Below are 20557 nucleotides of genomic sequence, written 5' to 3' on the forward strand. Positions count from 1 at the left end.
TTTTTTTTGCGTAAATGGCATGATCTTACTTTAATTCGATTGCGGCATTAGGTATGATGGAGAGATCATATTGGCTGTTTGTAATAGGAAGGGGAACTAGAATGAAACGTATGCTGTCACCGCTGAATACGGTCGTACTTACCCAGTTTTTAAGCGCATTCGCGGATAATTTGAACTTTTTTCTCATCGTGGGCATGGTCAAGCGACAAGGGGTCGCGAATCCGGATATCGCCGTCAATTACATACAGATCGCGTTCCTCTGCGCCTATGTTATACTCGCTCCGGTCGTAGGTGCTTTTGCGGATAAGAAAGCGAAATCGAATGTGCTGCTTCTAGGCAATGTATTGAAAGCAATCGGGATTGGGCTGCTGCTCTTCGGCCTGCCGCCTGCACTATGTTATGTGTTTGTCGGAATTGGCGCTGTAGTTTATTCACCTGGCAAATACGGTATTCTCACCGAGCTTACCTCGAATGAAAGCGAGCTGCTGCGAGCAAATGCCAAGGTAGAGGGCTCGACGATTCTCGCGATCCTTCTTGGTACGGTGGCAGGAGGGTTTCTCGCTGAAAACTCGGATCTGCCTGCTGTGCTGACATGTTTGGGGGTCTATTTGCTGTCCTTGTTCATGACGTTTATGATCCCTGCCAAAGCAGGAAACAGCTCCTTGCGTTACAGCAAAGAAGCCGTTCAATTTCTGCGCGACTTCTCCTTATTGTTCCGCAACGCCCGTGCACGGTTTTCCTTGATCGGCACCGGATCGTTCTGGCTTACGGCAGCAGTGCTGCGCATTGCGCTTATTGCTTGGCTGCCGCTTAATCTTGGGATCGATGATACCGATCAACAGTCGATGATGATCGGCGTTACGGCGATCGGCGTCGTTTGCAGCGCATTCCTAACACCAAGACTGGTGCCGGCAGGCAAGCTGCATCGTGCATTCTACTATGGTCTCTTTATGGTTGCTTCCGTTATGGCGGCGTCGTTAACTTATGTGCTGTGGATGACGGTTCTTCTTCTTTTCTTAATCGGCGTCTTCGGCGGGATCTTCGTCATTCCGCTGAATACGATGCTGCAGGAAGAAGGCAAAGCGCTGATTGGCTCAGGTAAAACAATCGCGGTGCAGAACTTCGTTGAGAACATTCTTACGGTCAGCGGTCTTGTCATTTATTTATCGCTCAGCCAAATGGATGTTTCCGTTAACGGCTCCGTCATCGGGATTGGACTGGTGCTGCTCCTCTTTATTCTGTTCCTCGCAACCCAGCTCGGCGGCATTAAGGAAATCGGAGAATCAGCTCCATTAAAGCAACGACATGAGCACTAGGCATTCTGCGGGGTCTTTCCTTTCCATGGATTGGAAGGACCCTGCTTATTTGTTGGCGGGAAGTCCTACCCAAGTCGAAGTGTATCATTTGCTGAAGAAGCACCTGCTTCTTGAGAAGCTTAAACCATACGTACCGATCCTTGTAGGAACTGTACCAATTGGGATTAACATTGCAGGCAGCGATCTGGACTTGATCTGTGAAGTGACAGACTTTGATGCTTTTGAAGCTGCGATGATAGCGGAGTTCGGGCAGCAGCAGCACTTTACCATCGTTCGAAGAATCGTAGCCGGACTTGAACGCATCAAGGTGAATTTCACGCTGGAGCGTTGGCCGATTGAGATATTCGCGCAATCCATTAAGACCAGCGACCAGAACGGTTACCGGCATATGGTTGTCGAGGCTCGGATGCTGGCATTGTTCGGTCATGCTTTTCAATCGGAGATCATACGTCTTAAAGAGAAAGGTTTCAAAACAGAGCCGGCTTTCGCGAAGGCGCTCGGGCTTGAAGGAGATCCCTATACGAAGCTGCTGGAGCTCGCTGATTGGACAGACGCGCAGCTGCTTGCGTTAATAGCGACTGACTAGATAAACATTTATCAAGAATCGTAGAAAAGATGTATCTCCTTAAGCGAATGTCTGTTAAAATATACGGACTCAACACTTTTGCTAGGAGGCCTTATCTTGTCGTCCGAACCGCTGCTCACATTTCTATCACCGCCGCTGCCTTACTTCATTGAATCCAACCGCGGCTCTTACGGGCCGGGCGGCGAACATCCTAACCGTCGGAATATCGGCGTTTTCGACTTGCTGTTTGTGCATAGCGGAACGTTATACATTGGCGAAGAATCGAATTCCTGGGCAATCGGTCCAGGGCAGATGCTGATCTTAAGACCGGATTTATGGCATTATCCAACGAAACCATGTACAGAAGAAACCGTATTTGATTGGGTTCATTTTCAAACTGCGGGTCCTTGGGAAGAGTTAAATGACACGAACTGCGGTACGCTTCGCGGCGATTATTATTCTTACGCCATCAGGCTGCCGAAGACGATGACGTTCTCCTATCCGGATGAAGCGATTTCGCTCTTCAGCAAGCTGCATGATGCGGCAATGGGTACTTCGCATGCGGCGTTCTGGCAGCGACAGCAGTGGTTTCTTCACTTGCTGCAGCTTTTCGACGAGGGCTGGCGAAGCGATGCGGCTAAAGCTCCGATTGCAGTAGCTGAAGAGGCGGCCGCTTACCTGAAGATGCATTTCCGCACGACCGTGACGAATTCGAAGCTCGGTGAAGTAATGGGCTTACATCCAAACTATATTGCGCGCTGTATGGGCGAAGTGTTTGATTGTACGCCGCAGCAGTACTTGCTTTCTTATCGGATGGATCAAGCGAAGCTGATGCTGATGAAAACCAATTGGCCGATCTCCAAAATCGCGGATGAAACCGGGTTTAAACAAACGCCTCATTTCTCGCGCTCCTTTGCCGAGCACGTTGGAATTACGCCGCTTTCCTATCGGAAGCGCTTCACCGGCAGCAGCAGGGATAAGCAAACGATGCTGGATCTGCGCAATCACGCGCTCGATCGAGAGTAATAATCAAACGGCAGCCTGCCGGTCTTCGCTTAATGCGAGGGCCGGCATTTTATTTCTATGTATAACCTTGTGTTTTACCTGTTTACGAAGCTGACGTTTTCATTTAAGATAACCAAAGACGTTTTCGTATTTGTTGCCGGATGAGGGATGGGAGCACATTGGAGAAAATAGAGAAAGCTCGACTGAATTATGAACATACCTTTCAGCAGGCTGCTACGCTGGAAGAGAAAAGTCCCGTGAAATTTCTAGTTGCCCTTTATCGCGGAAACTTCACGAACCTGCTGTTTTCGTTGTTATTTTACATCGTGAAGAGCGCGCCGATTTTCGTGTTGCCGATTGTGACCGCCAACATTATCAACATTGTCAGCCGGCCAAGCGCACATTCGGAACGAGAATTATGGTTGAACTTCGCCGTCATTGTAGTTGTTATTCTGCAAAATATACCGACCCATACTTGGTATGTCTCGTACATGAGCCGTGCGATCAGACATGTGGAGGCCGGCATTCGAAGCGCGCTTGTCCATAAGCTGCAGCAGCTGTCGATTACGTACCATCGCGACTTGCAAGCAGGGCGGCTTCAGTCGAAGGTGCTTCGCGATGTCGAGGCAGTCGAACAGCTTTCTAAACAAGTGATGCTGACATTGATGCCGGCACTCATTAATATTATCGTTTCGATCGTCATAACGGTTCGTAATAGCTGGTCGGTTTCGCTCTTTTTCGTGATGACGATACCGGCAGCCATTCTGCTCGTTCGGATATTCCGCAAGAAAATCAGCTCGACCAATAAGGAATTCCGTAAGGAAATCGAGAAGATGTCCTCGAAGATGTCGGAGATGGTCGAGATGATACCGGTCACGAGAGCCCATGGCCTCGAAGAAGTGGAGATCGAGCGCATTGACGGTACGCTGCGAAAGCTGCAGGGGAAGGGACTCAGGCTCGATATCGCCGAGGCGTATTTTGGCGCTTCTAACTGGGTAACATTCCAGCTGTTCCAGGTGTTCTGCTTGCTGTTCACTGCTTTTTTGGCTTATAAAGGGCAAATCGAGGTTGGCAATATCGTCATGTATCAAGGGTTCTTCAGCATGATTCTGGGTTCGGTATCTGCCTTGATTACGACCTATCCGAATATGGCTAAAGGTTTCGAATCCATCTATTCCATTACCGAAATTCTGAACTCGCAGGAGATTGAGCGCAACGATGGCAAGATCAAGCTGCGCGAAATTAGCGGGGAAATCGCATTCGAAGATATTCAGCTTGTTTATCCGGGATCGGAGCACCATGTCTTGGAGGAAGTGACGCTTACCGTGAGAGCCGGCGAATGTATCGCCTTCGTCGGGGAATCCGGGGCAGGGAAGTCGACGATTCTCAACCTGGTCACAGGATTTCTGCAGCCGACAGGCGGCAAGCTGACGATCGACGGCGTGAACATCGATGCTATTGATCTAAGGGAATACCGGAAGTTCATTTCGGTTGTACCGCAAACGAACATTCTGTTCTCCGGTACGATCCGCGACAATATCGTGTACGGCTTGCCTAATATTACAGATGAGCAAATCTATGCCGCCATTGAAATGGCAAACTTGTCTGAGATGATCAAGCGGTTGCCGGATGGCATCCATACGAAGGTGGGCGAGCACGGCGGCAAGCTGTCAGGCGGGCAGCGACAGCGGATCGCGATCGCACGTGCACTCATCCGTAATCCGAAAGTGATTATCTTGGATGAAGCTACGTCTGCGCTCGATAATGCATCGGAGTACCATGTGCAGAAAGCGATGCAGGAGCTGATCAAGGGCAGAACCACTTTCATCGTCGCCCATCGATTGTCCACGATTCGCGATGCCGATCGCATCGTCGTCATGAAGCAGGGCCGTATTGCAGAGATCGGTACATTCGATGAGCTGATTGCAAGCAAAGGTGAATTTTATCATTTGAAGCAGCTTCAACTATAAGCAGAAAAAGGCTGTCCCGATCCGCATCCAACAGGATGGAGCGTTTGGGACAGCCTTTTTTGCATGTGCTTTATTTTACAGCGATAGCTCTAGAATTTGACGAACATCCGATTCGTTCAGCTTCTTGAAATTGCCAAGAGGTCCGAAGAGTACCGCTTCTTTGGCCATCGTGTCTAAATTATCGCGGCCAATGTCGTAGTAAGCCAGCGTTGCAGGTGCGCCGATACGTGTGAAGAAGGCACGCGTTGCTTCGATGCCTGCAAGTGCCAGTTCCTCGTCCGATTTGTCTCCGCGTTCAATGCCCCATACGCGTTCAGCATATTGCGTGAAGCGGTCAATCCGCTCTTGATACACATACTTCATCCAGTTCGGGAACACAATGGACAGCCCTGCGCCATGCGGGATGTCGTAGATGGCGCTGATTTCATGCTCAATGCCGTGTGACGCCCAGTCGTTCTGCGTTCCGACACTGATCAAGCCGCCGTTCAAGGCCATTGTGCCGCAAAGCATTAGGTTCGCGCGCGCCTCGTAATTCTCCGGGTTTTCCAGAGCGAGCTCTGTATTCTCGATGACCGTGAGAAGGATAGATTCGCATAGACGATCCTGCAATGGAGCATTTGTCGTCAGCGTAAAGTACTGTTCAAATACATGCGACATAATATCGACTGCGCCGTTAACCGTTTGGTCGCGAGGTACCGAGAACGTAAGCGTCGGATCCAAAATCGAAAAACGCGGATAAGTATGTATGCTGCCGAATGCGCGCTTCTGTTTCGTTTCCCAGTTCGAGATTACGGCATTGCCGTTCATCTCAGAGCCGGTAGCCGATAAAGTCAGAATCGTACCGATTGGGAGCGCTTCGCGAATGACGGCTTTTTGCATCATGAAGTCCCATACGTCACCCTCATAGAGTGCCCCGGCTGCGATAGCCTTGGCTGCATCGAGCACGCTTCCGCCGCCAACGGCAAGAACGAGGTCAACCTTCTCACTGCGGCACAGCTCGATCCCGCGGTTAACGGACGTTAGACGAGGGTTCGGCTCGATACCGGACAATTCCACGACTTTCGCATCGATCGATTTCAATTGCGCCATAACTTCATCATATAGGCCGGTTTTCTTGATGCTGCCTGATCCATAAACGAGAAGAATCGACTTGCCGTAAGCTTCCGTCAGCTTGCCTAACTGACTGACCGTACCGCTGCCGAAGACGATTTTCGTTGGGTTTTGAAAGGTAAAAGAGTTCATATCGCACCTCCATATGTTGGTTACACCATGCTTATCTTATCGATTGTAGAGGAGTGAAGTCAAGGCGACGGCAGACTGGCTGTAAAACGGTTCGGCACAAAGCCGCATGAGTATCGGATAACGTAAATTTGTCCTAATCGGCTCCATTATATGAATCTATGAGCTGTCCTTAGCGGACAGCTTTTTCTTCATTTTGCGCCATATTTTTACAAAAGTTTTTCTTGACAAATATGACATCTAGATAACAGGAGGTGAGATGGAGGACGAATCAAAATTTTCTGAAAATAGGATGCCAACTTTAAAAAGAGAGTGTATAATGAAATAAAAATCGCGCCTGCGTTAGTAAACATGACAATACCTTAACAAGTAGCTACACTAGGGGAGGTGCATGCCAATTATGGCTAATGCGGCTGCAATCGGTCTTTCTATGCGCGATTTATATCTTTTTAACAAAGGAAATCTGTTTCATAGTTACCGTACGTTTGGCGCGCATCCGATCCGTCTGGGCGATGAAACCGGCGTTCGATTCACCGTTTGGGCTCCTAATGCCAAGCAAGTGCGACTCGTTGGTTCGTTTAACGATTGGAACGGGTATCAACATGAGATGGAATTAATTGGCGAAACCGGCGTATGGAGCTTATTTGTTCCGAGTATAGGACCGGGAACGGTGTACAAGTACGAAATTCAAACCGGTGATGGCGCAAAGCAGCTCAAGTCAGACCCCTATGCCTTTCAGTCCGAGCTGAGGCCAAGCACGGGATCAGTTGTTGCGGAAGTATTCCATTTTAACTGGAATGATGGAGACTGGCATCAGCGTAAGCTAGAAGACAGTCCTTATCACGAAGCGATGCTCACGTACGAAGTCCACCTTGGTTCTTGGCGCAACTGGGGCAAGGAGCTGTTTTGGACGTACGAAGAGATGGCTGGCGCGCTTGTCGATTACGTCGTTGAAATGGGGTACACCCATATTGAGCTGCTCCCCATCACCGAGCATCCGCTCGACCAATCGTGGGGATATCAAGCGACAGGCTATTATTCGCCAACGAGTAGATATGGAACACCTGAACAGCTTATGCATCTCATCGATCGCTGCCATCAGCGCGGCATCGGCGTCATCTTGGACTGGGTTCCCGGTCATTTCTGTAAGGATGATCATGGATTGCGGCTGTTTGACGGGACACCGATTTTCGAAGGAAAGAACTGGAAGCTGGCTGAGAAACCGTTATGGGGAACGCTGGCTTTTGACTTTAGCTGCACGGAAGTGCAAAGTTTTCTCATTTCCAATGCGATCTACTGGATGGATGTATTCCATATTGACGGCCTGCGCGTAGATGCCGTTGCCAGCATGATCGATCTTCATTTTGACAAACCTCCCGAGCTTTACACCTATAACGCATTTGGCGGCACGGAGAATACCGATGCCATCCGCTTTCTGAAACGATTGAACGAAACCGTTTTTCAGTATTTTCCGGACGCCTTAATGATTGCCGAAGACTCTTCCGCTTGGCCAGCCGTTACCTCTCCAACTTACATGGGCGGCCTTGGCTTCAACTTCAAATGGAATATGGGCTGGATGAATGACATGCTGCGCTACATGGCGCTTGATCCGAATGATCGCATGCGGCATCACAACCTCATTACCTTCTCTCTCGTATATGCCTTCTCTGAAAATTTCGTATTGCCGCTTTCACACGACGAGGTCGTTCATGGGAAGCGTTCGCTCTTGAACAAAATGTCCGGCACCTATGAGCAGAAATTCGCGCAACTCCGCTTATTCTATGGCTATTGGATGACGCATCCGGGCAAGAAGCTGCTCTTTATGGGCGGTGAGTGGGGCCAGTTTGACGAATGGAAAGACGCTGAGGCACTTGATTGGCAGCTTCTTGACTATCGCGCTCATGGGAGCATGCACCATTATGTAAAATCCCTTAATCATATATACGGCGAGCAGCCATCGCTGTGGGAACGGGATTGCGATCCCGGCGGGTTTGAATGGATTGACGTACACAACGCCGCGCAAAGCGTCATCGTCTTTATGCGCCGCGGACATGCGAGCAACGAGTTCACGATTGTTGTCTGCAATTTCTCCTATCATCACTACTCCGACTATCGAATCGGCGTACCGGAATCCGGTGAATACCGGATCGCACTTCACAGTGAGGCGGCAACCTTCGGCGGTGTCTTAACGGACATCCCGGAAGTTCTATATAGCAAGCCGACACCATGGCATGGAAGGCCGTGCAGCATTTCGCTTGAACTTCCGCCGCTATCTATTCAATTGCTGGTATTTGCCAAGGGGTCACTTGACCGCAATGATCGCTTTACCACGTTGCACTGATTGACAGCAATCATTACACCTACTGCAGCAAGCCGTTGCAGTATAGAAGGAGAGTGTGTCCATGGGCAGAAAACGTATGGTGGCCATGCTTCTTGCCGGAGGAGAAGGGAAAAGGCTCGGCGTGCTGACGAAAGATGTGGCGAAGCCGGCGGTCCATTTTGGCGGGAAGTACCGAATTATCGATTTTACTTTAAGCAACTGTGCACATTCGGGCATCGACACAATCGGCGTTCTGACGCAATATCAGCCGCTGGTCCTGAACACCTATCTCGGAATCGGCACTCCTTGGGGATTAGACCGACGCGACGGCGGAATGGCAATTCTTCCTCCTTATGTCAAGCAAAAGGGCGGTATGTGGTATAAAGGCACCGCAAATGCAATCTATCAAAATATGGGGTTCATCGATCGTTATGACCCCGACTATGTATTAGTGATCTCAGGCGATCACATTTATAAAATGGACTATGAGCTCATGCTGCGCGAGCATGAGGAACGCGGCGCCGATGTTACGATCGCGTGCATTGAAGTGGGCTGGAAGGAAGCAAGCCGCTTCGGGATTATGCATGTCGACGATGAGGGTGCCATCACATCATTTGAAGAGAAACCGAAAGTGCCTACTAGCAATCTGGCATCGATGGGTGTTTATATTTTCTCCTGGCCGGTGTTGCAGCAGTACTTGGTTCGTGATGAAGCGAATCGGTTATCCGGCAATGACTTCGGCAAGGACATTATTCCGGCTATGCTGCAAGACGGCGTGAAGCTTCAGTCCTATACATTCAACGGCTATTGGAAAGATGTCGGTACGCTTGAAAGTCTATGGGAAGCCAATATGGATCTGCTGTCGGAGAAGCCGGCGCTTGATCTGAATGACCGCGACTGGCGTATTTACTCCGTTAACCCGAATCGGCCGGCGCACTATTCGGCGGCTACCGCAGATATCGTAGACTCGCTTATTACGGAGGGCTGCTTGGTAGAGGGACTGGTGCATCGATCGGTATTGTTCCATGGGGTGCAGTCCGGCCTCGACAGTCAAGTGCGCGAGTCCGTTATCATGCCTAACGTTAAGATTGGCAAAGGGGCTCGCATCTATCGTGCCATCATTGGCGAAGGTGCCATCATCGGCGATGGGGTCGTCATTGGAAGTCCGGACACAAGCTCAGTTACGGTAATCGGAAGTGATGAACTCGTTACGGCTACTCATTCGTTGCAGGAGGTAGAGCAGTCATGAACTCCAACATACTAGGTGTCATAAATCTCATTCACGAATCGGACGAAATGGAGACCTTGACGACAAGCCGCTGCTTGGCAACCGTTCCGTTTGGAGCACGGTTTCGGCTAATCGACTTTACGCTCTCAAGCATGGTGAATTCAGGCATTACGAAGGTCGGCGTGTTCGCCCAAACCAAATACCGTTCGCTTATTGACCATTTGGGTTCCGGCAAGCATTGGGATTTGCATCATCGTCAGAGTGGGTTGTTCATCATGCCCCCTGTTACGGATGATGTGAACGAGGTGCGCCGAGGTGACCTGTATCACTTCTATCAGCACCGTGATTATTTCACGCGATCATCGCAAGAGTATGTTTTGGTTACACGCAGTCATATGATTTGTAATGTGGACTTCGACGCCATGTTGTCCTCACATAAAGCGAGCGGTGCAGACATCACAGTCGTTACGAAAGAACAAACGGAGTTGTTTGGGGGTAAAGCACGCAAGCTGCAAACCGACGAGAAAGGACGCGTCACAGCTATGCAGGATCATTACGGCCGGCTGGAGAGCGATCTGATCTCGATGGAAATGTACTTAATGCGTAAGGAACTGCTGCTTGAACTCGTGGACACTTCGCTTGCACAAGGGCAGGATCATCTTGTCCGCCATGCGATTATGTCGCGAGTGAACCAGCTCCATATTCAAAGCTACGCTTATGATGGTTATCTAGGCGTTGTGAATACGCTGAACAGCTATTACAAGAACAACATGCAGCTGCTTCGTCCGGAAGTGTGGAAGAGCTTGTTCTTCGAGCCGGGCCCAATCTATACGAAGGTAAAGGATGAGCCGCCGGCTCGCTATGCAGAAGGGGCTAAGACGTCAAATTCACTCGTTGCCAACGGCTGTATCATCGAAGGAACGGTCATTAACAGCATCCTGTTCCGTGGCGTTCATGTACGCAAAGGGGCAGTTGTGCGCAACAGTATCATTATGCAGAACGGCGTTATCGGAGAGCATAGCTTCGTCGATCATGTCATCCTCGACAAGGATGTCACCGTGGAACGCAGTCGTGAGCTGCGCGGTGCCGAAGTATCGCCATTCCTTGCGGTGAAGCGGAAAGTGATCTAATCCAACCCATTTCAGCCAGACCGATCTATTACGAAGATAGAGAGAAAGAAAGTTGAGTAGAGGTGAAACCATACGATGAATGTATTATTCGCAGCTTCTGAGGCGGTGCCGCTCGTTAAGACGGGCGGCCTCGCTGATGTAGCCGGCGCTTTGCCGAAAGCACTGCGTTCTAAAGTCGGCGTGGATGTGCGCGTCATTCTGCCCAAGTACGATACGATTCCGGCCGCGATGGCGGAACAATTCGAGACCATCGCCACATTTAACGTGCGGCTTGGCTGGCGGGACCAGTACTGCGGCCTGCTCAAGGCCGAGATCGACGGCATTGTCTACTATTTGATCGATAACGAATTTTATTTTAAACGCGGCGTTCTGTACGGATATGGCGATGATGCGGAGCGTTTCGTATTTTTCTGCTTCGCAGTGATGGAGTCGCTCTACCATATGGATTTCCGGCCTGATATTATTCACTGCCATGATTGGCAGACCGGACTTATTCCTTTCCTGCTCAAGACCAGATACAAGCACGACCCGGCATGCCGGGACATCGCTTCGGTGTACACGATTCATAATTTGAGATACCAAGGGGTATTCGGCCGAGAGCTGCTGAAGGATCTGCTTGGTTCCGGCGATGAGCTGTTTGGCTCGGAAGGCATTGATTTCTATGGTGCGGGCAACTGTATGATGGGCGGTCTACGGTATGCGGACAAGCTGACTACCGTGAGCCCCACTTATGCGGAAGAAATCAAGACGGAAGCGTATGGAGAGAAGCTGGAAGGGCTGCTGCGTTATCGCTCAGGGGATTTGGTCGGTATCGTGAATGGGATCGATACGGAGCTGTTTGACCCGATGAATGATCCGGCTGTGGAAGTTCCCTACCGAGGATCATTGCCTCGCAAACGGAAGAACAAGCTGGCGCTGCAGCGCGAGCTGGGGCTGACGGAATCGGAGTCTACACCTCTAATCGGTATCGTTTCCAGACTGGTCGATCAGAAGGGTTTCGATTTGATTGAAGCGGTGCTCGAGCAAATCTTGAAGGAAGATGTGCAGCTGGTCGTGCTTGGTTCCGGCGATTGGCAGTTCGAGCAAATGTTCCGCCGTGCCGAGATGAAGAAGCCTGGTCAAGTGACAACCTGGTTCGGGTTTAACGATGGTCTGGCTCGCAGAATCTATGCCGGCAGCGATATATACTTAATGCCTTCGCAGTTTGAGCCTTGCGGACTTAGTCAGCTACTGGCGCTGCGTTATCGGTCTGTTCCGATCGTGCGCGAGACAGGCGGCTTGAAGGACACGGTGAAGGCGTATAACGAGTTTACGGGCGAAGGTAACGGGTTCAGCTTTACGAACTATAACGCGCATGATCTTCTTTATACGATCCGCAGGGCACTCCAATTCTACCGGGAAGAGGAAGTGTGGCAGCGTATCGTGGCTAATGGCGCCAAAGACGATATCAGCTGGACGCGTTCAGCGAAAGCCTATATGTCGTTATATAGTGTGATTGCGCCAAATCGAAAGGAGAGTCATCCATGGCCCGTCATCTCGTAATTGGCAATGGTAAAATACTGATTAATTTGGACCGAAACAATTACATCCGTGACATCTACTATCCATTCGTCGGTCAACTGAATCATGTGGGCGGCCAATATTGTCGATTTGGGATATGGGCAGGCGGGCAGTTCTCCTGGCTGGAAGATCCGGAATGGAAGTTTGAGCTGTCCTACATCGAGGATTCCCTCGTGACTAATGTCATAGCTCGTAATGACCGTCTTGCGGTAGAGCTTCATATGAATGACGGGATTCATCAGCGGGAATGCATCTACATCAAACGCGTAGTTGTACGCAATCTAGGTTCCGATCCGCGTGAAATCCGGTTGTTCTTCCACCACGATCTCATGATCGACGGCTCGGAAGTAGGGGATACGGCCGCTTATTATCCGGAGAACCATACGCTCTATCACTACAAACGTTCTTCTTATTTCATGTTTAACGGCTTCTCGGACGAAGGCGGTATCATGCAATATACGACGGGAATCAAACGGTTCCAGTCTGCGGAAGGAACTTGGCGCGATGCCGAGGACGGAACGCTGATGGGGAATTCCATCGCGCAAGGGTCTGTCGACAGTACGATCAGCTTCCGCACGGTAGTGCCAGCGGGTGGCGAGAAGACGATTTATTACTGGATGTCGATCGGCAAGAACTTGGAAGAGGTCAAATCGCTTAATCAATATGTGCAGGAAAGCCATCCGGAGAAATTGCTCAGCCGGATCGTCATTTATTGGAAGCACTGGCTCCACCGTGCGGAGAATAATCTGGGCGATCTGAATGAAGAAGCGGCAAACATGTTCCGATTAAGCCTGCTGCTTGTTCGGACGCAAACCGATGAGCGGGGAGCAATCGTCGCGGCTAATGACACGGACATTCTGCAGTACAACCGCGACCATTACAGCTATATGTGGCCGCGTGACGGTGCGCTGATTGCCGATGCGATGTCTGCTGCCGGGTTCCAAAGCGTTATCGCGCCGTTCTTTCAATTCTGCGCGCAGACGCTGTCACCGGACGGGTATTTGTTTCACAAATACAATCCCGACGGGACGGTAGGGTCCAGCTGGCATCCGTATATCGTGCAGGGCAGCCGGCGTTTGCCGATTCAAGAGGATGAAACAGCGCTGGTGCTGTTTGCCCTGTGGCGGGATTATACTCGGCATCAAGTCATTGAGCTGCCGCAGTCGCTGTATAACAATCTGATTCGCAAAGGCGCAGCCTTCTTGAGCCAGTATATGGAGCACAGCCTATCGCTTCCGAAGCCTAGCTATGATCTGTGGGAAGAACGTTATGGCATCTGGACCTATACCGTTGCCTCCGTTTACGGCGGATTAATGGCAGCTGCCTTCTTCACGGAGCTGTTTGGGGATTACGAGCGCAGCGATCATCTTCGCAATACGGCGCAATCCATCAAACACGGGATGCTTACCCATCTCTGGGATGAAGAATCCGGCAGGTTCGCGCGCGGCTTAATCCAGAAGGATAACCGCTGGGTGAAGGATATGACCTTGGAAAGCAGCTTGTTCGGCATTTGGGAATTCGGGGTACTGCCAGTTGAGGACGAACGCGTCATTAAGACGATGAATGCGATTCGCGATGGGCTGACCATCCGAACAAGCGTCGGCGGCGTGGCACGGTACACGAACGACTATTATTTCCAGCAGTCCGGGGATATCGAGAATGTGCCGGGTAATCCTTGGATTATCTGTACCCTGTGGATTGCGAACTTCGAAATCGAATCAGCGAAGCAGTTAAGTGATCTGGTCCGTCCTCGCGAAACGCTTAATTGGGTAGTTGAACACGCGTTATCAAGCGGGGTTCTGCCAGAGCAATTGCATCCGCTTGACGGCAGTCCGCTCTCCGTAGCGCCGCTCACATGGTCTCATGCGACTTATGTGCAGTCGGTGACGCGGTATGCAGCAAAATATGCGGAGCTCTCCGCCAAGGAATAGAACGAATGAAAACAGCAGCTATTGCGGCTCATATGCCGTCATAGCTGCTGTTTTCTGTTTTCTTCCGGATGGGAACTTGAATTTCAAACATGACCTCGCTTGGATTATCGGTAATCGTGATGTCCACTTGCATGATTTGCAGGGCATCCCCCGTTATCTCGTAATCATCCACTTCAAGCTTGCGGCACAGGGTATCGAGGCTCTCGCTGCGATTCCACAGCTCCCCGTAGTATCGAATACAGGCGAATGAACCGGCTGGGATGGTCACCAGATTCCCCTTCGGAACAGAAGTTGCCCGCTTGGCAACCACGAAGATCATGGACGGCGACTCGAAACGACGAGCCTCCAAGTCTTCCTGTGACAACAGGACGCCAAGCCTGTTACTGGCAAGTATCGGTGCGGTCTCCGTAAGCCTGTTTTCCAGCCCCAGCACGCCATAACACAGCTCTAGATTGCTGTTAATCTTCTGATGCAGCGTGAATAGCTTCCGGCGCTCGAGCCGACGAATGGTGACCGCGGAGCTGCCTACCTCGGCAATAACCTCTCTGAGAAAAGCCAGCTTATCACGGATATTCTCCTCAAGTGCCGTCATTTCTTTCAGCTTATGGACAAGCTCTTCGTGTTTGGCTGCCAAGATGTCCGTCGAATTCTTAATATTGCGTTCATTGAAATATTGCTTCACTTCGTTCGTGTTCATCCCAAGCTGACGCAGCTCTTTGATCGTGCCCAGAACCTCGTATTGAAAAATCGAATAGTACCTGTAGCCGGTGTGGGGATCGACATGCTGAGGCTTAAACAGATCGATTCTGTCGTAATGGCGCAGCGTTTCGGCAGAAATCCCTCGCAGCTGCGCCATTTCGCTAATAGACAGCCGTTCTTTCATCGGTGAATCCCCTCGCTTTACTACTACTTCACTGCTCATGTTATAAAATATAACATTGCGATTGACTTTTGTGTAGCACAAAGGTTTACAATCGCTTTAAGTTAATCGAGTGGAGGGAACGAACCATGAAAAAGCGTGTATTATCGATCCTTATAACATGCATGATGGCAGGTTTGCTGCTGAGCAGCTGCGCGAGCAACAATGGCGGTGGCACGGAGAAATCCAGCGATCCGCTCAAAATCGGCCTGAATCCGTTCCCAACCTATTTTCTCTGGTATGTGGCGCAAGAGAAGGGATTCTTCGAGAAACACGGCGTTCATGTTGAGCTCGAATGGTTCCCGAGCTACAGCGACGGCTTGTCGGCACTGAATTCCGGCAATGTAGACGCCAACAGCCAAACGCTCAGTGACACACTGCCTCCGGTTGGCAAAGGAATTAAGCTGCAAATTCCGATGATCATCGATTACTCGGACGGCGCAGATGGGTTTGTCGTCGATCCCTCGGTTAAGAGTTTCGAGGATTTGAAAGGCAAGCGAATTGCGACTGAGCTCGGTACGGTAGATCAATTCTTCATGCTGACGGTTCTCAAGCAACATGGACTATCGGAGAAGGATATCAATTACTTCAATATGGCGATTGCGGACGCGGGCTCATCATTCCTGGCAGGCAAAATCGATGCCGCCGTCATCTGGGAGCCATTCCTGAGTGAAACGTTAAGCTCCGGCAAGGGGAAGCTGCTATTCTCCTCGAAGGAGACGCCGGGACTGCTGATGGACACGATCGCTTTCCGCGAAAGCATCATCAAGGACCGTCCGGAGGATGTGAAGAATGTAATGGCTGCTTGGTTCGACGCGGTAAGCTTCTTGAAGGACAGCCCGGACGAAGCCATTGCCATTATGGCGAAACATGCTGAAATTACACCGGAGGAATTCAAAGTCTCCCTTGAAGGCGTGAAAGTATACGATTTGAACGACAACTTGGCATCGCAGAAGGAAGAAGAGGCGTATACGTCCGTGAAATATAACGGCGAGCAGGTAGGTGCTTTTCTGAAGGACCTGAAGTTCATCGATGAGCTTCCGGATATGAGCAAGCTGTACAATCCATCTTTTATCGAGCAGCTGGCAGATGAGAAATAGGGAGGAATAACAAATGAATATTCTTGTAACCGGCGGTATGGGTTTCTTAGGTTCAAATCTGGTTCCGATGCTGAGAGAGCGCGGCTACCGCGTCGTCAGCTACGATCGCAAAGTGAAGGATAACGGGGGAGATGAATCTCTCACCTATGTACAAGGCGACTTGCTGGATTTGCCTCTTATTCTGGAGACAATCCGCACGTATAAGATCGACCGAATCATTCATACGGCTGCCATCTCTCATCCTGTGACGGCCATAGATATCCCCTATCAGACGGTCATGACCAATGCCGTTGGCACGACGAATATCTTTGAAGCAGCAAGATTATCCGGAATTAAACGGGTGGTCAACCTGAGCTCCGAGTACGCGTACGGCAACAATGCCGAGCTTGGCACGGTGACGGAGGATGTCCCGCTTCATCCGAGCGGGGTGTACGGTGCCACGAAAGTATTCACGGAGAAGCTGGCCTACGGTTATCGCAACCTCTATGGGTTGGAAATCCCATCCCTGCGGCCGGGCTGGCTGTATGGGCCGGGACAGTTTATGCAGTGCTACATGAAAGATCTGATCGTGAATGCGATTAAAGGAGTTCCGACGTACCTGAAGGAAGGCCGGGACTATGGTTTCCAGTATGTGCATGTGAGGGATGTGGCGCAGGCTTGCATCTGTGCGATGGAAGCAGTGGACATGAAGAGCTACGTATACAGCATAACTGCCGGCTATAAAACAACGTTCGGCGAGCTGATCGCTTTCGTGCAGGAGCTATATCCGGATGCCGTAATCGAAGTCGGGGATGGCCGGTTCTCGGAGCTGGACCATTACGGCACCTTCGATATTACGAAAGCACGCGAGGAAATCGGCTATGTACCATCGCGGCCATTCTATGAAAGTGTTCGCGAATATGCGAGCTGGCTGGAATTTAATCCTTACTAAACCACTAGAAAAGCGAGGTGCGAGACGATGAAAACAGAGTCAAAAGGCGCGCCGGCATACAGCCACGCCAAATCGCTGCTCCGTGAAATGAGAGAGAGCTTGAAGGAAGGCATTATCCCCATCGGCATCTTCAACGACCGCGAGCTGTATGAGCTTGAAATGGAGAAGATTTTTACGAAAAAATGGATCTACGTCGGCCACGAATCGGAGATTCCATCCGCAGGCGATTATGTTCTTCGTTATATCGGTGAAGATCCGTTCATCGTCAACCGTGACGAGTCCGGAGAGATTCGCGTCATGCTCGATGCCTGCGTCCATCGCGGCGTTCGGGTATGCCGGGCGGAGAAAGGGAATGCTTCTCATTTTCGTTGTCCCTACCATGGATTTATTTATAAAAACAATGGCAACCTCATCGGAATGCCAGCCCAGCAGCATGCTTACAACGGGCTGAACAAGAAGGATTGGGGGCTGCTGGAAGCGCGCTGCGATACGATTCACGGGTTGATTTTCGCGTGTCTGGATAAGGAGACGCCGCCGCTGGAGGAATATCTTGCCGACAGCAAGTATTACCTGGATCTGCTGTTCGGGCTGCAGGATGAGGGGCTTGAAGTCATCGGCGAACCTCAGCGCTGGATCGTGAATGCGAATTGGAAGGTTGCAGCGGAGAACTTCAGCGGTGATGCGTATCATCTGATCTTCCTGCACCATTCCGCTTACGAAGTGGGATCCTCGCCCTTCTCCATGCTGGCGAATATGAACGGTGAGCAAATTCTTGCCGGCAATGGACATTGCGTCGACATATCGCTGGATAAGACCGAACAGGTCATCGAGATGCCGTACTGGAATTTCCCGCAGGAAATCGTCGATACCTTCCGGCTGGATCGGCTCGAGCCGAAAGGACTTGAAATCGTTCGAGACTCGAAGGAAATGCTCGGCAATATTTTTCCGAACAGCTCGTTTCTGCTCATGACCGTCACCCCGGAGCGGGATTTGCCTCCCGTGCCATTCATCAGTATGCGCCAGTGGCGACCGAAGGGTCCGGATCAAATCGAAATTTGGAACTGGTTTCTTATGTTTAAGAATACGCCGCAGGAATTCAAAGAAGCGTCCTATCGCGCCGGTTCAGCGACGTTTAGCTTGGCGGGAATCTTCGAGATGGATGATTCGATGACATGGGAAACCATTACGCAGACGGCAGGCAATCGGTTTGCGAAGAACAATTTGAAGCTCAATTTCCAAATGGGGATGAATGGGATGGGCAAGGCGAAACGGGATGAGGAATGGCCGCTTCCGGGGATCGCCTACTATCCGCGATATGGGGAAGGCAATCAGCGCTATTTCTATGAATCGTATGTCAATACGATGCTTGATGATGAAGAATGAATCCAGCATCTGAGGGAAGGATTGGGGCTGTTATGGGAGAAGAAACCGTGATCGTTGAACGTGGGACCGAGCAGTTGTTGCAGGAGGGGCAGCATTTCCTGATCTACGAGGCCGAGCTGCTGGACAACGGAAAATATGCGGAATGGATGGGGCTGCTAACGAGCGATATCCGCTATCAAATTCCGATTAGACTGACTCGGGAGCGTCATGCGCCAAGTCCGTTCAGCGATCAAGCCTTTCATATGAACGAGAACCTGGCCTCTATCCAAATGCGGGTGGAGCGGACCTTCTCGGACTACAACTGGGCAGAGGATCCTCCGTCCCGCACGAGACATTTTCTGACGAATTTCCGGTTGGCCGATGTTCGAGAGAGCAGTGAAGGTGCGGTTGAAATGGTCGTCATCAGCAATTTGCTGCTGTTCCGCAGCCGATTTGACAGCCCTGCATACGACTTGGTGTCAGGTGAACGCGAAGATACGATACGGGAATGCGGCGGCGCAGGCGGCTGGAAGCTCGCGAAACGGTTCGTACGGCTGGACCATACGACGATGGGCATCAGCAGTTTAGGTATTTTCTTGTAGAAGGGGGTGGCAGGATGTCGGCAGAACAGGAGATTCGAATTGCCAATGAGTTTGCCAGTGTGACGGTTCGTAAGATTAGAACGCGAAACGGGGAGCGGCTGGAGATTATCTCCAATGGGCTCGGCCTGCAAGTAAGCCTTGATCCGTTGTCACTGGAGAGCTTGACGTGGCAGCATGCGGATATGTATTCTTCGCTGCTGCAGACGCCGCTAGAACCGTATCCGTTTGGTGCGGAAGAACAGTCGGCCGGCGTGAAAAGTGGTTGTAAGGAGGGAAGCGAGTCATGCTAACGTATCAATCGGATGCGGTTTCTGTATTTCAAAGTGAGCTCTATCAGACGAACTGCTTTGTCATCGAGACGATGGATCTTGTCTTGATCGTAGATCCGAATTATTTGCCTTCGGAGCTTGCGGCTATTCGGAAGCATGTGGATGCAGTGAAGGGCGATCGGCCGCTGTATCTGTTTTTTACCCACTCTGATTTTGACCATATTGTCGGTTATGGCTCTTTCACGGATTGCAAGGTCATAGCGGGGACGGCTTTTGCCAATCACCCGGATAAGGCGGAGCGAGTATCGGTTGTCGAGCGATTGGATGATGAGTTCTATATTAGCCGGCCGTACAACATTGTATTTCCGCGAGTGGACCATGTCATCGAACAAGATGGCGATCAGCTCTTCATTGGCGAAACGGTACTGACCTTCCGCACGGCCTATGGACATAATAGCGACGGATTGATGTGTTTCGTTGAACCTGTCGGAGCTCTTATTACCGGTGATTATGTGTCGGATATCGAATTCCCCTTTGTATTTGACACCTTCTCCACATACCGGATCACATTGGACAAAATCGCAGCTTATGCTGGGTCGGTCCCCAATCTGCTATTGCTCCCAAGTCATGGCAGTATCACGTCCGATCAGGATGAAATCATGCATCGGGTCGAAGTTTCAGAGGATTATCTGATGCTGTGCGAAGAGCAGCTTGAGCTGAGAGAGGCATCGAGTCGGTTTGAGGCTTTTATGGATCTGCAAGACTATCGGTACAAGATCGGGTTCCGGAAGCGCCATGAGGCGAATAGGGTACTGCTTGCGACGGAACATAACTTGTTGCCTAATTTGCAATAATCTGAAAATTATGCGGATACCTCTTGAACTTTGTTCGGATGGACTCTATAATATGGAACACAGCAACATAGCAGGCGAGGACCAAAGACATGATTCCCATACGTCAGGCTGCACAGAGAGAGGAGCGATTGCTGCAAGCTCCTTCTGCCTTGAGATGTGGAGTTACCCCTTTGCAGCCGTAACATTGAACCCGTCGATTCTGTGTCGCGGTTGTAAATGGCACCGATTAATCCCCGTTACCGGATGCTAAGAAGGA

17 protein-coding genes are annotated in these 20557 nt (G+C 50.7%); 15 read left to right on the plus strand and 2 right to left on the minus strand.

What is annotated here, in order from left to right:
* Positions 1 to 101: 101 nt before the first annotated feature.
* From lplT to AC6ESO_RS02055, 4 genes are all read left to right on the plus strand, one after another.
* A complete protein-coding gene (lplT, locus tag AC6ESO_RS02040; RefSeq protein WP_497089945.1) occupies positions 102 to 1316 on the plus strand; it encodes a lysophospholipid transporter LplT in 1215 nt (404 codons plus the stop codon).
* Positions 1317 to 1341: 25 nt separating this feature from the next.
* Entirely contained in the window at positions 1342 to 1902 is a 561-nt protein-coding gene (locus tag AC6ESO_RS02045; protein WP_497089946.1) for a DUF4269 domain-containing protein, read from the plus strand.
* 96 nt (positions 1903 to 1998) lie between these two features.
* A complete protein-coding gene (locus AC6ESO_RS02050) occupies positions 1999 to 2907 on the plus strand; it encodes a helix-turn-helix transcriptional regulator (protein WP_497089947.1) in 909 nt (302 codons plus the stop codon).
* Between the two features lie 158 nt (positions 2908 to 3065).
* Positions 3066 to 4856, plus strand: a complete 1791-nt coding sequence (locus AC6ESO_RS02055) for an ABC transporter ATP-binding protein (protein ID WP_497089948.1) — start codon at positions 3066 to 3068, stop codon at positions 4854 to 4856.
* A 75-nt stretch (positions 4857 to 4931) separates the two neighbouring features.
* On the opposite strand, the gene AC6ESO_RS02060 is transcribed toward AC6ESO_RS02055, so the two are convergent.
* On the minus strand, positions 4932 to 6098 hold the full coding sequence (locus AC6ESO_RS02060) for an iron-containing alcohol dehydrogenase (protein ID WP_497089949.1): 1167 nt from the start codon (positions 6096 to 6098) through the stop codon (positions 4932 to 4934).
* A gap of 397 nt (positions 6099 to 6495) precedes the next feature.
* Here AC6ESO_RS02060 and glgB point away from each other — a divergent pair, with 397 nt between their 5' ends.
* The 5 genes from glgB to AC6ESO_RS02085 all read left to right on the plus strand — a co-directional run bounded on the left by glgB (position 6496) and on the right by AC6ESO_RS02085 (position 14264).
* Positions 6496 to 8436, plus strand: coding sequence for a 1,4-alpha-glucan branching protein GlgB (gene glgB, locus AC6ESO_RS02065; protein ID WP_497089950.1), 1941 nt, complete (start codon positions 6496 to 6498; stop codon positions 8434 to 8436).
* A 61-nt stretch (positions 8437 to 8497) separates the two neighbouring features.
* Positions 8498 to 9664, plus strand: a complete 1167-nt coding sequence (locus AC6ESO_RS02070; RefSeq protein WP_494817135.1) for a glucose-1-phosphate adenylyltransferase — start codon at positions 8498 to 8500, stop codon at positions 9662 to 9664.
* Positions 9661 to 10773 (plus strand): glucose-1-phosphate adenylyltransferase subunit GlgD, encoded by a 1113-nt coding sequence (glgD, locus tag AC6ESO_RS02075; protein WP_494817136.1) that lies wholly within the window; start codon positions 9661 to 9663, stop codon positions 10771 to 10773. Before AC6ESO_RS02070 ends, glgD begins: the two co-directional genes overlap by 4 nt.
* A gap of 75 nt (positions 10774 to 10848) precedes the next feature.
* The gene (glgA, locus tag AC6ESO_RS02080) at positions 10849 to 12315 is read left to right on the plus strand and encodes a glycogen synthase GlgA (protein ID WP_497089951.1); all 1467 of its coding nucleotides are present in this window, start codon (positions 10849 to 10851) and stop codon (positions 12313 to 12315) included.
* Entirely contained in the window at positions 12297 to 14264 is a 1968-nt protein-coding gene (locus AC6ESO_RS02085) for a glycoside hydrolase family 15 protein (RefSeq protein ID WP_497089952.1), read from the plus strand. The genes glgA and AC6ESO_RS02085 overlap by 19 nt, the downstream gene beginning before the upstream one ends.
* 28 nt (positions 14265 to 14292) lie before the next feature.
* Here AC6ESO_RS02085 and AC6ESO_RS02090 read toward each other — a convergent pair whose 3' ends face one another.
* Positions 14293 to 15147, minus strand: coding sequence for a MerR family transcriptional regulator (locus tag AC6ESO_RS02090; RefSeq protein WP_497089953.1), 855 nt, complete (start codon positions 15145 to 15147; stop codon positions 14293 to 14295).
* Between the two features lie 125 nt (positions 15148 to 15272).
* On the opposite strand from AC6ESO_RS02090, the gene AC6ESO_RS02095 reads away from it, so the two are divergent.
* The 6 genes from AC6ESO_RS02095 to AC6ESO_RS02120 are packed head-to-tail and all read left to right on the plus strand — an operon-like array spanning position 15273 to position 20301.
* Positions 15273 to 16283: an ABC transporter substrate-binding protein gene (locus tag AC6ESO_RS02095; RefSeq protein ID WP_497089954.1), complete on the plus strand. Its 1011-nt coding sequence runs from the start codon at positions 15273 to 15275 to the stop codon at positions 16281 to 16283.
* Positions 16284 to 16296: 13 nt separating this feature from the next.
* On the plus strand, positions 16297 to 17214 hold the full coding sequence (locus AC6ESO_RS02100) for an NAD-dependent epimerase/dehydratase family protein (RefSeq protein ID WP_497089955.1): 918 nt from the start codon (positions 16297 to 16299) through the stop codon (positions 17212 to 17214).
* Between the two features lie 27 nt (positions 17215 to 17241).
* The gene (locus AC6ESO_RS02105) at positions 17242 to 18597 is read left to right on the plus strand and encodes an aromatic ring-hydroxylating oxygenase subunit alpha (RefSeq protein ID WP_497089956.1); all 1356 of its coding nucleotides are present in this window, start codon (positions 17242 to 17244) and stop codon (positions 18595 to 18597) included.
* 47 nt (positions 18598 to 18644) lie between these two features.
* Positions 18645 to 19178: an aromatic-ring-hydroxylating dioxygenase subunit beta gene (locus tag AC6ESO_RS02110; protein ID WP_497089957.1), complete on the plus strand. Its 534-nt coding sequence runs from the start codon at positions 18645 to 18647 to the stop codon at positions 19176 to 19178.
* A gap of 14 nt (positions 19179 to 19192) precedes the next feature.
* Complete coding sequence (locus tag AC6ESO_RS02115; RefSeq protein WP_497089958.1) at positions 19193 to 19468, plus strand: dihydrodiol dehydrogenase; 276 nt, start codon at positions 19193 to 19195, stop codon at positions 19466 to 19468.
* On the plus strand, positions 19462 to 20301 hold the full coding sequence (locus tag AC6ESO_RS02120) for an MBL fold metallo-hydrolase (protein ID WP_497089959.1): 840 nt from the start codon (positions 19462 to 19464) through the stop codon (positions 20299 to 20301). The genes AC6ESO_RS02115 and AC6ESO_RS02120 overlap by 7 nt, the downstream gene beginning before the upstream one ends.
* Positions 20302 to 20557 lie beyond the last annotated feature (256 nt).

The organism is Paenibacillus rhizoryzae (genome assembly GCF_059686995.1).

Excerpts from the sequence above, each read along its gene's own strand:
- glgD (WP_494817136.1), top strand. The coding sequence starts at position 9,661 with ATGAACTCCAACATACTAGGTGTCATAAATCTCATTCACGAATCGGAC.
- AC6ESO_RS02115 (WP_497089958.1), top strand. The coding sequence starts at position 19,193 with ATGTCGGCAGAACAGGAGATTCGAATTGCCAATGAGTTTGCCAGTGTG.
- AC6ESO_RS02060 (WP_497089949.1), bottom strand. The coding sequence starts at position 6,098 with ATGAACTCTTTTACCTTTCAAAACCCAACGAAAATCGTCTTCGGCAGC.
- glgA (WP_497089951.1), top strand. The coding sequence starts at position 10,849 with ATGAATGTATTATTCGCAGCTTCTGAGGCGGTGCCGCTCGTTAAGACG.
- AC6ESO_RS02095 (WP_497089954.1), top strand. The coding sequence starts at position 15,273 with ATGAAAAAGCGTGTATTATCGATCCTTATAACATGCATGATGGCAGGT.
- AC6ESO_RS02070 (WP_494817135.1), top strand. The coding sequence starts at position 8,498 with ATGGGCAGAAAACGTATGGTGGCCATGCTTCTTGCCGGAGGAGAAGGG.
- AC6ESO_RS02090 (WP_497089953.1), bottom strand. The coding sequence starts at position 15,147 with ATGAAAGAACGGCTGTCTATTAGCGAAATGGCGCAGCTGCGAGGGATT.
- AC6ESO_RS02120 (WP_497089959.1), top strand. The coding sequence starts at position 19,462 with ATGCTAACGTATCAATCGGATGCGGTTTCTGTATTTCAAAGTGAGCTC.
- AC6ESO_RS02085 (WP_497089952.1), top strand. The coding sequence starts at position 12,297 with ATGGCCCGTCATCTCGTAATTGGCAATGGTAAAATACTGATTAATTTG.
- AC6ESO_RS02100 (WP_497089955.1), top strand. The coding sequence starts at position 16,297 with ATGAATATTCTTGTAACCGGCGGTATGGGTTTCTTAGGTTCAAATCTG.
- AC6ESO_RS02105 (WP_497089956.1), top strand. The coding sequence starts at position 17,242 with ATGAAAACAGAGTCAAAAGGCGCGCCGGCATACAGCCACGCCAAATCG.
- glgB (WP_497089950.1), top strand. The coding sequence starts at position 6,496 with ATGGCTAATGCGGCTGCAATCGGTCTTTCTATGCGCGATTTATATCTT.
- AC6ESO_RS02045 (WP_497089946.1), top strand. The coding sequence starts at position 1,342 with ATGGATTGGAAGGACCCTGCTTATTTGTTGGCGGGAAGTCCTACCCAA.
- lplT (WP_497089945.1), top strand. The coding sequence starts at position 102 with ATGAAACGTATGCTGTCACCGCTGAATACGGTCGTACTTACCCAGTTT.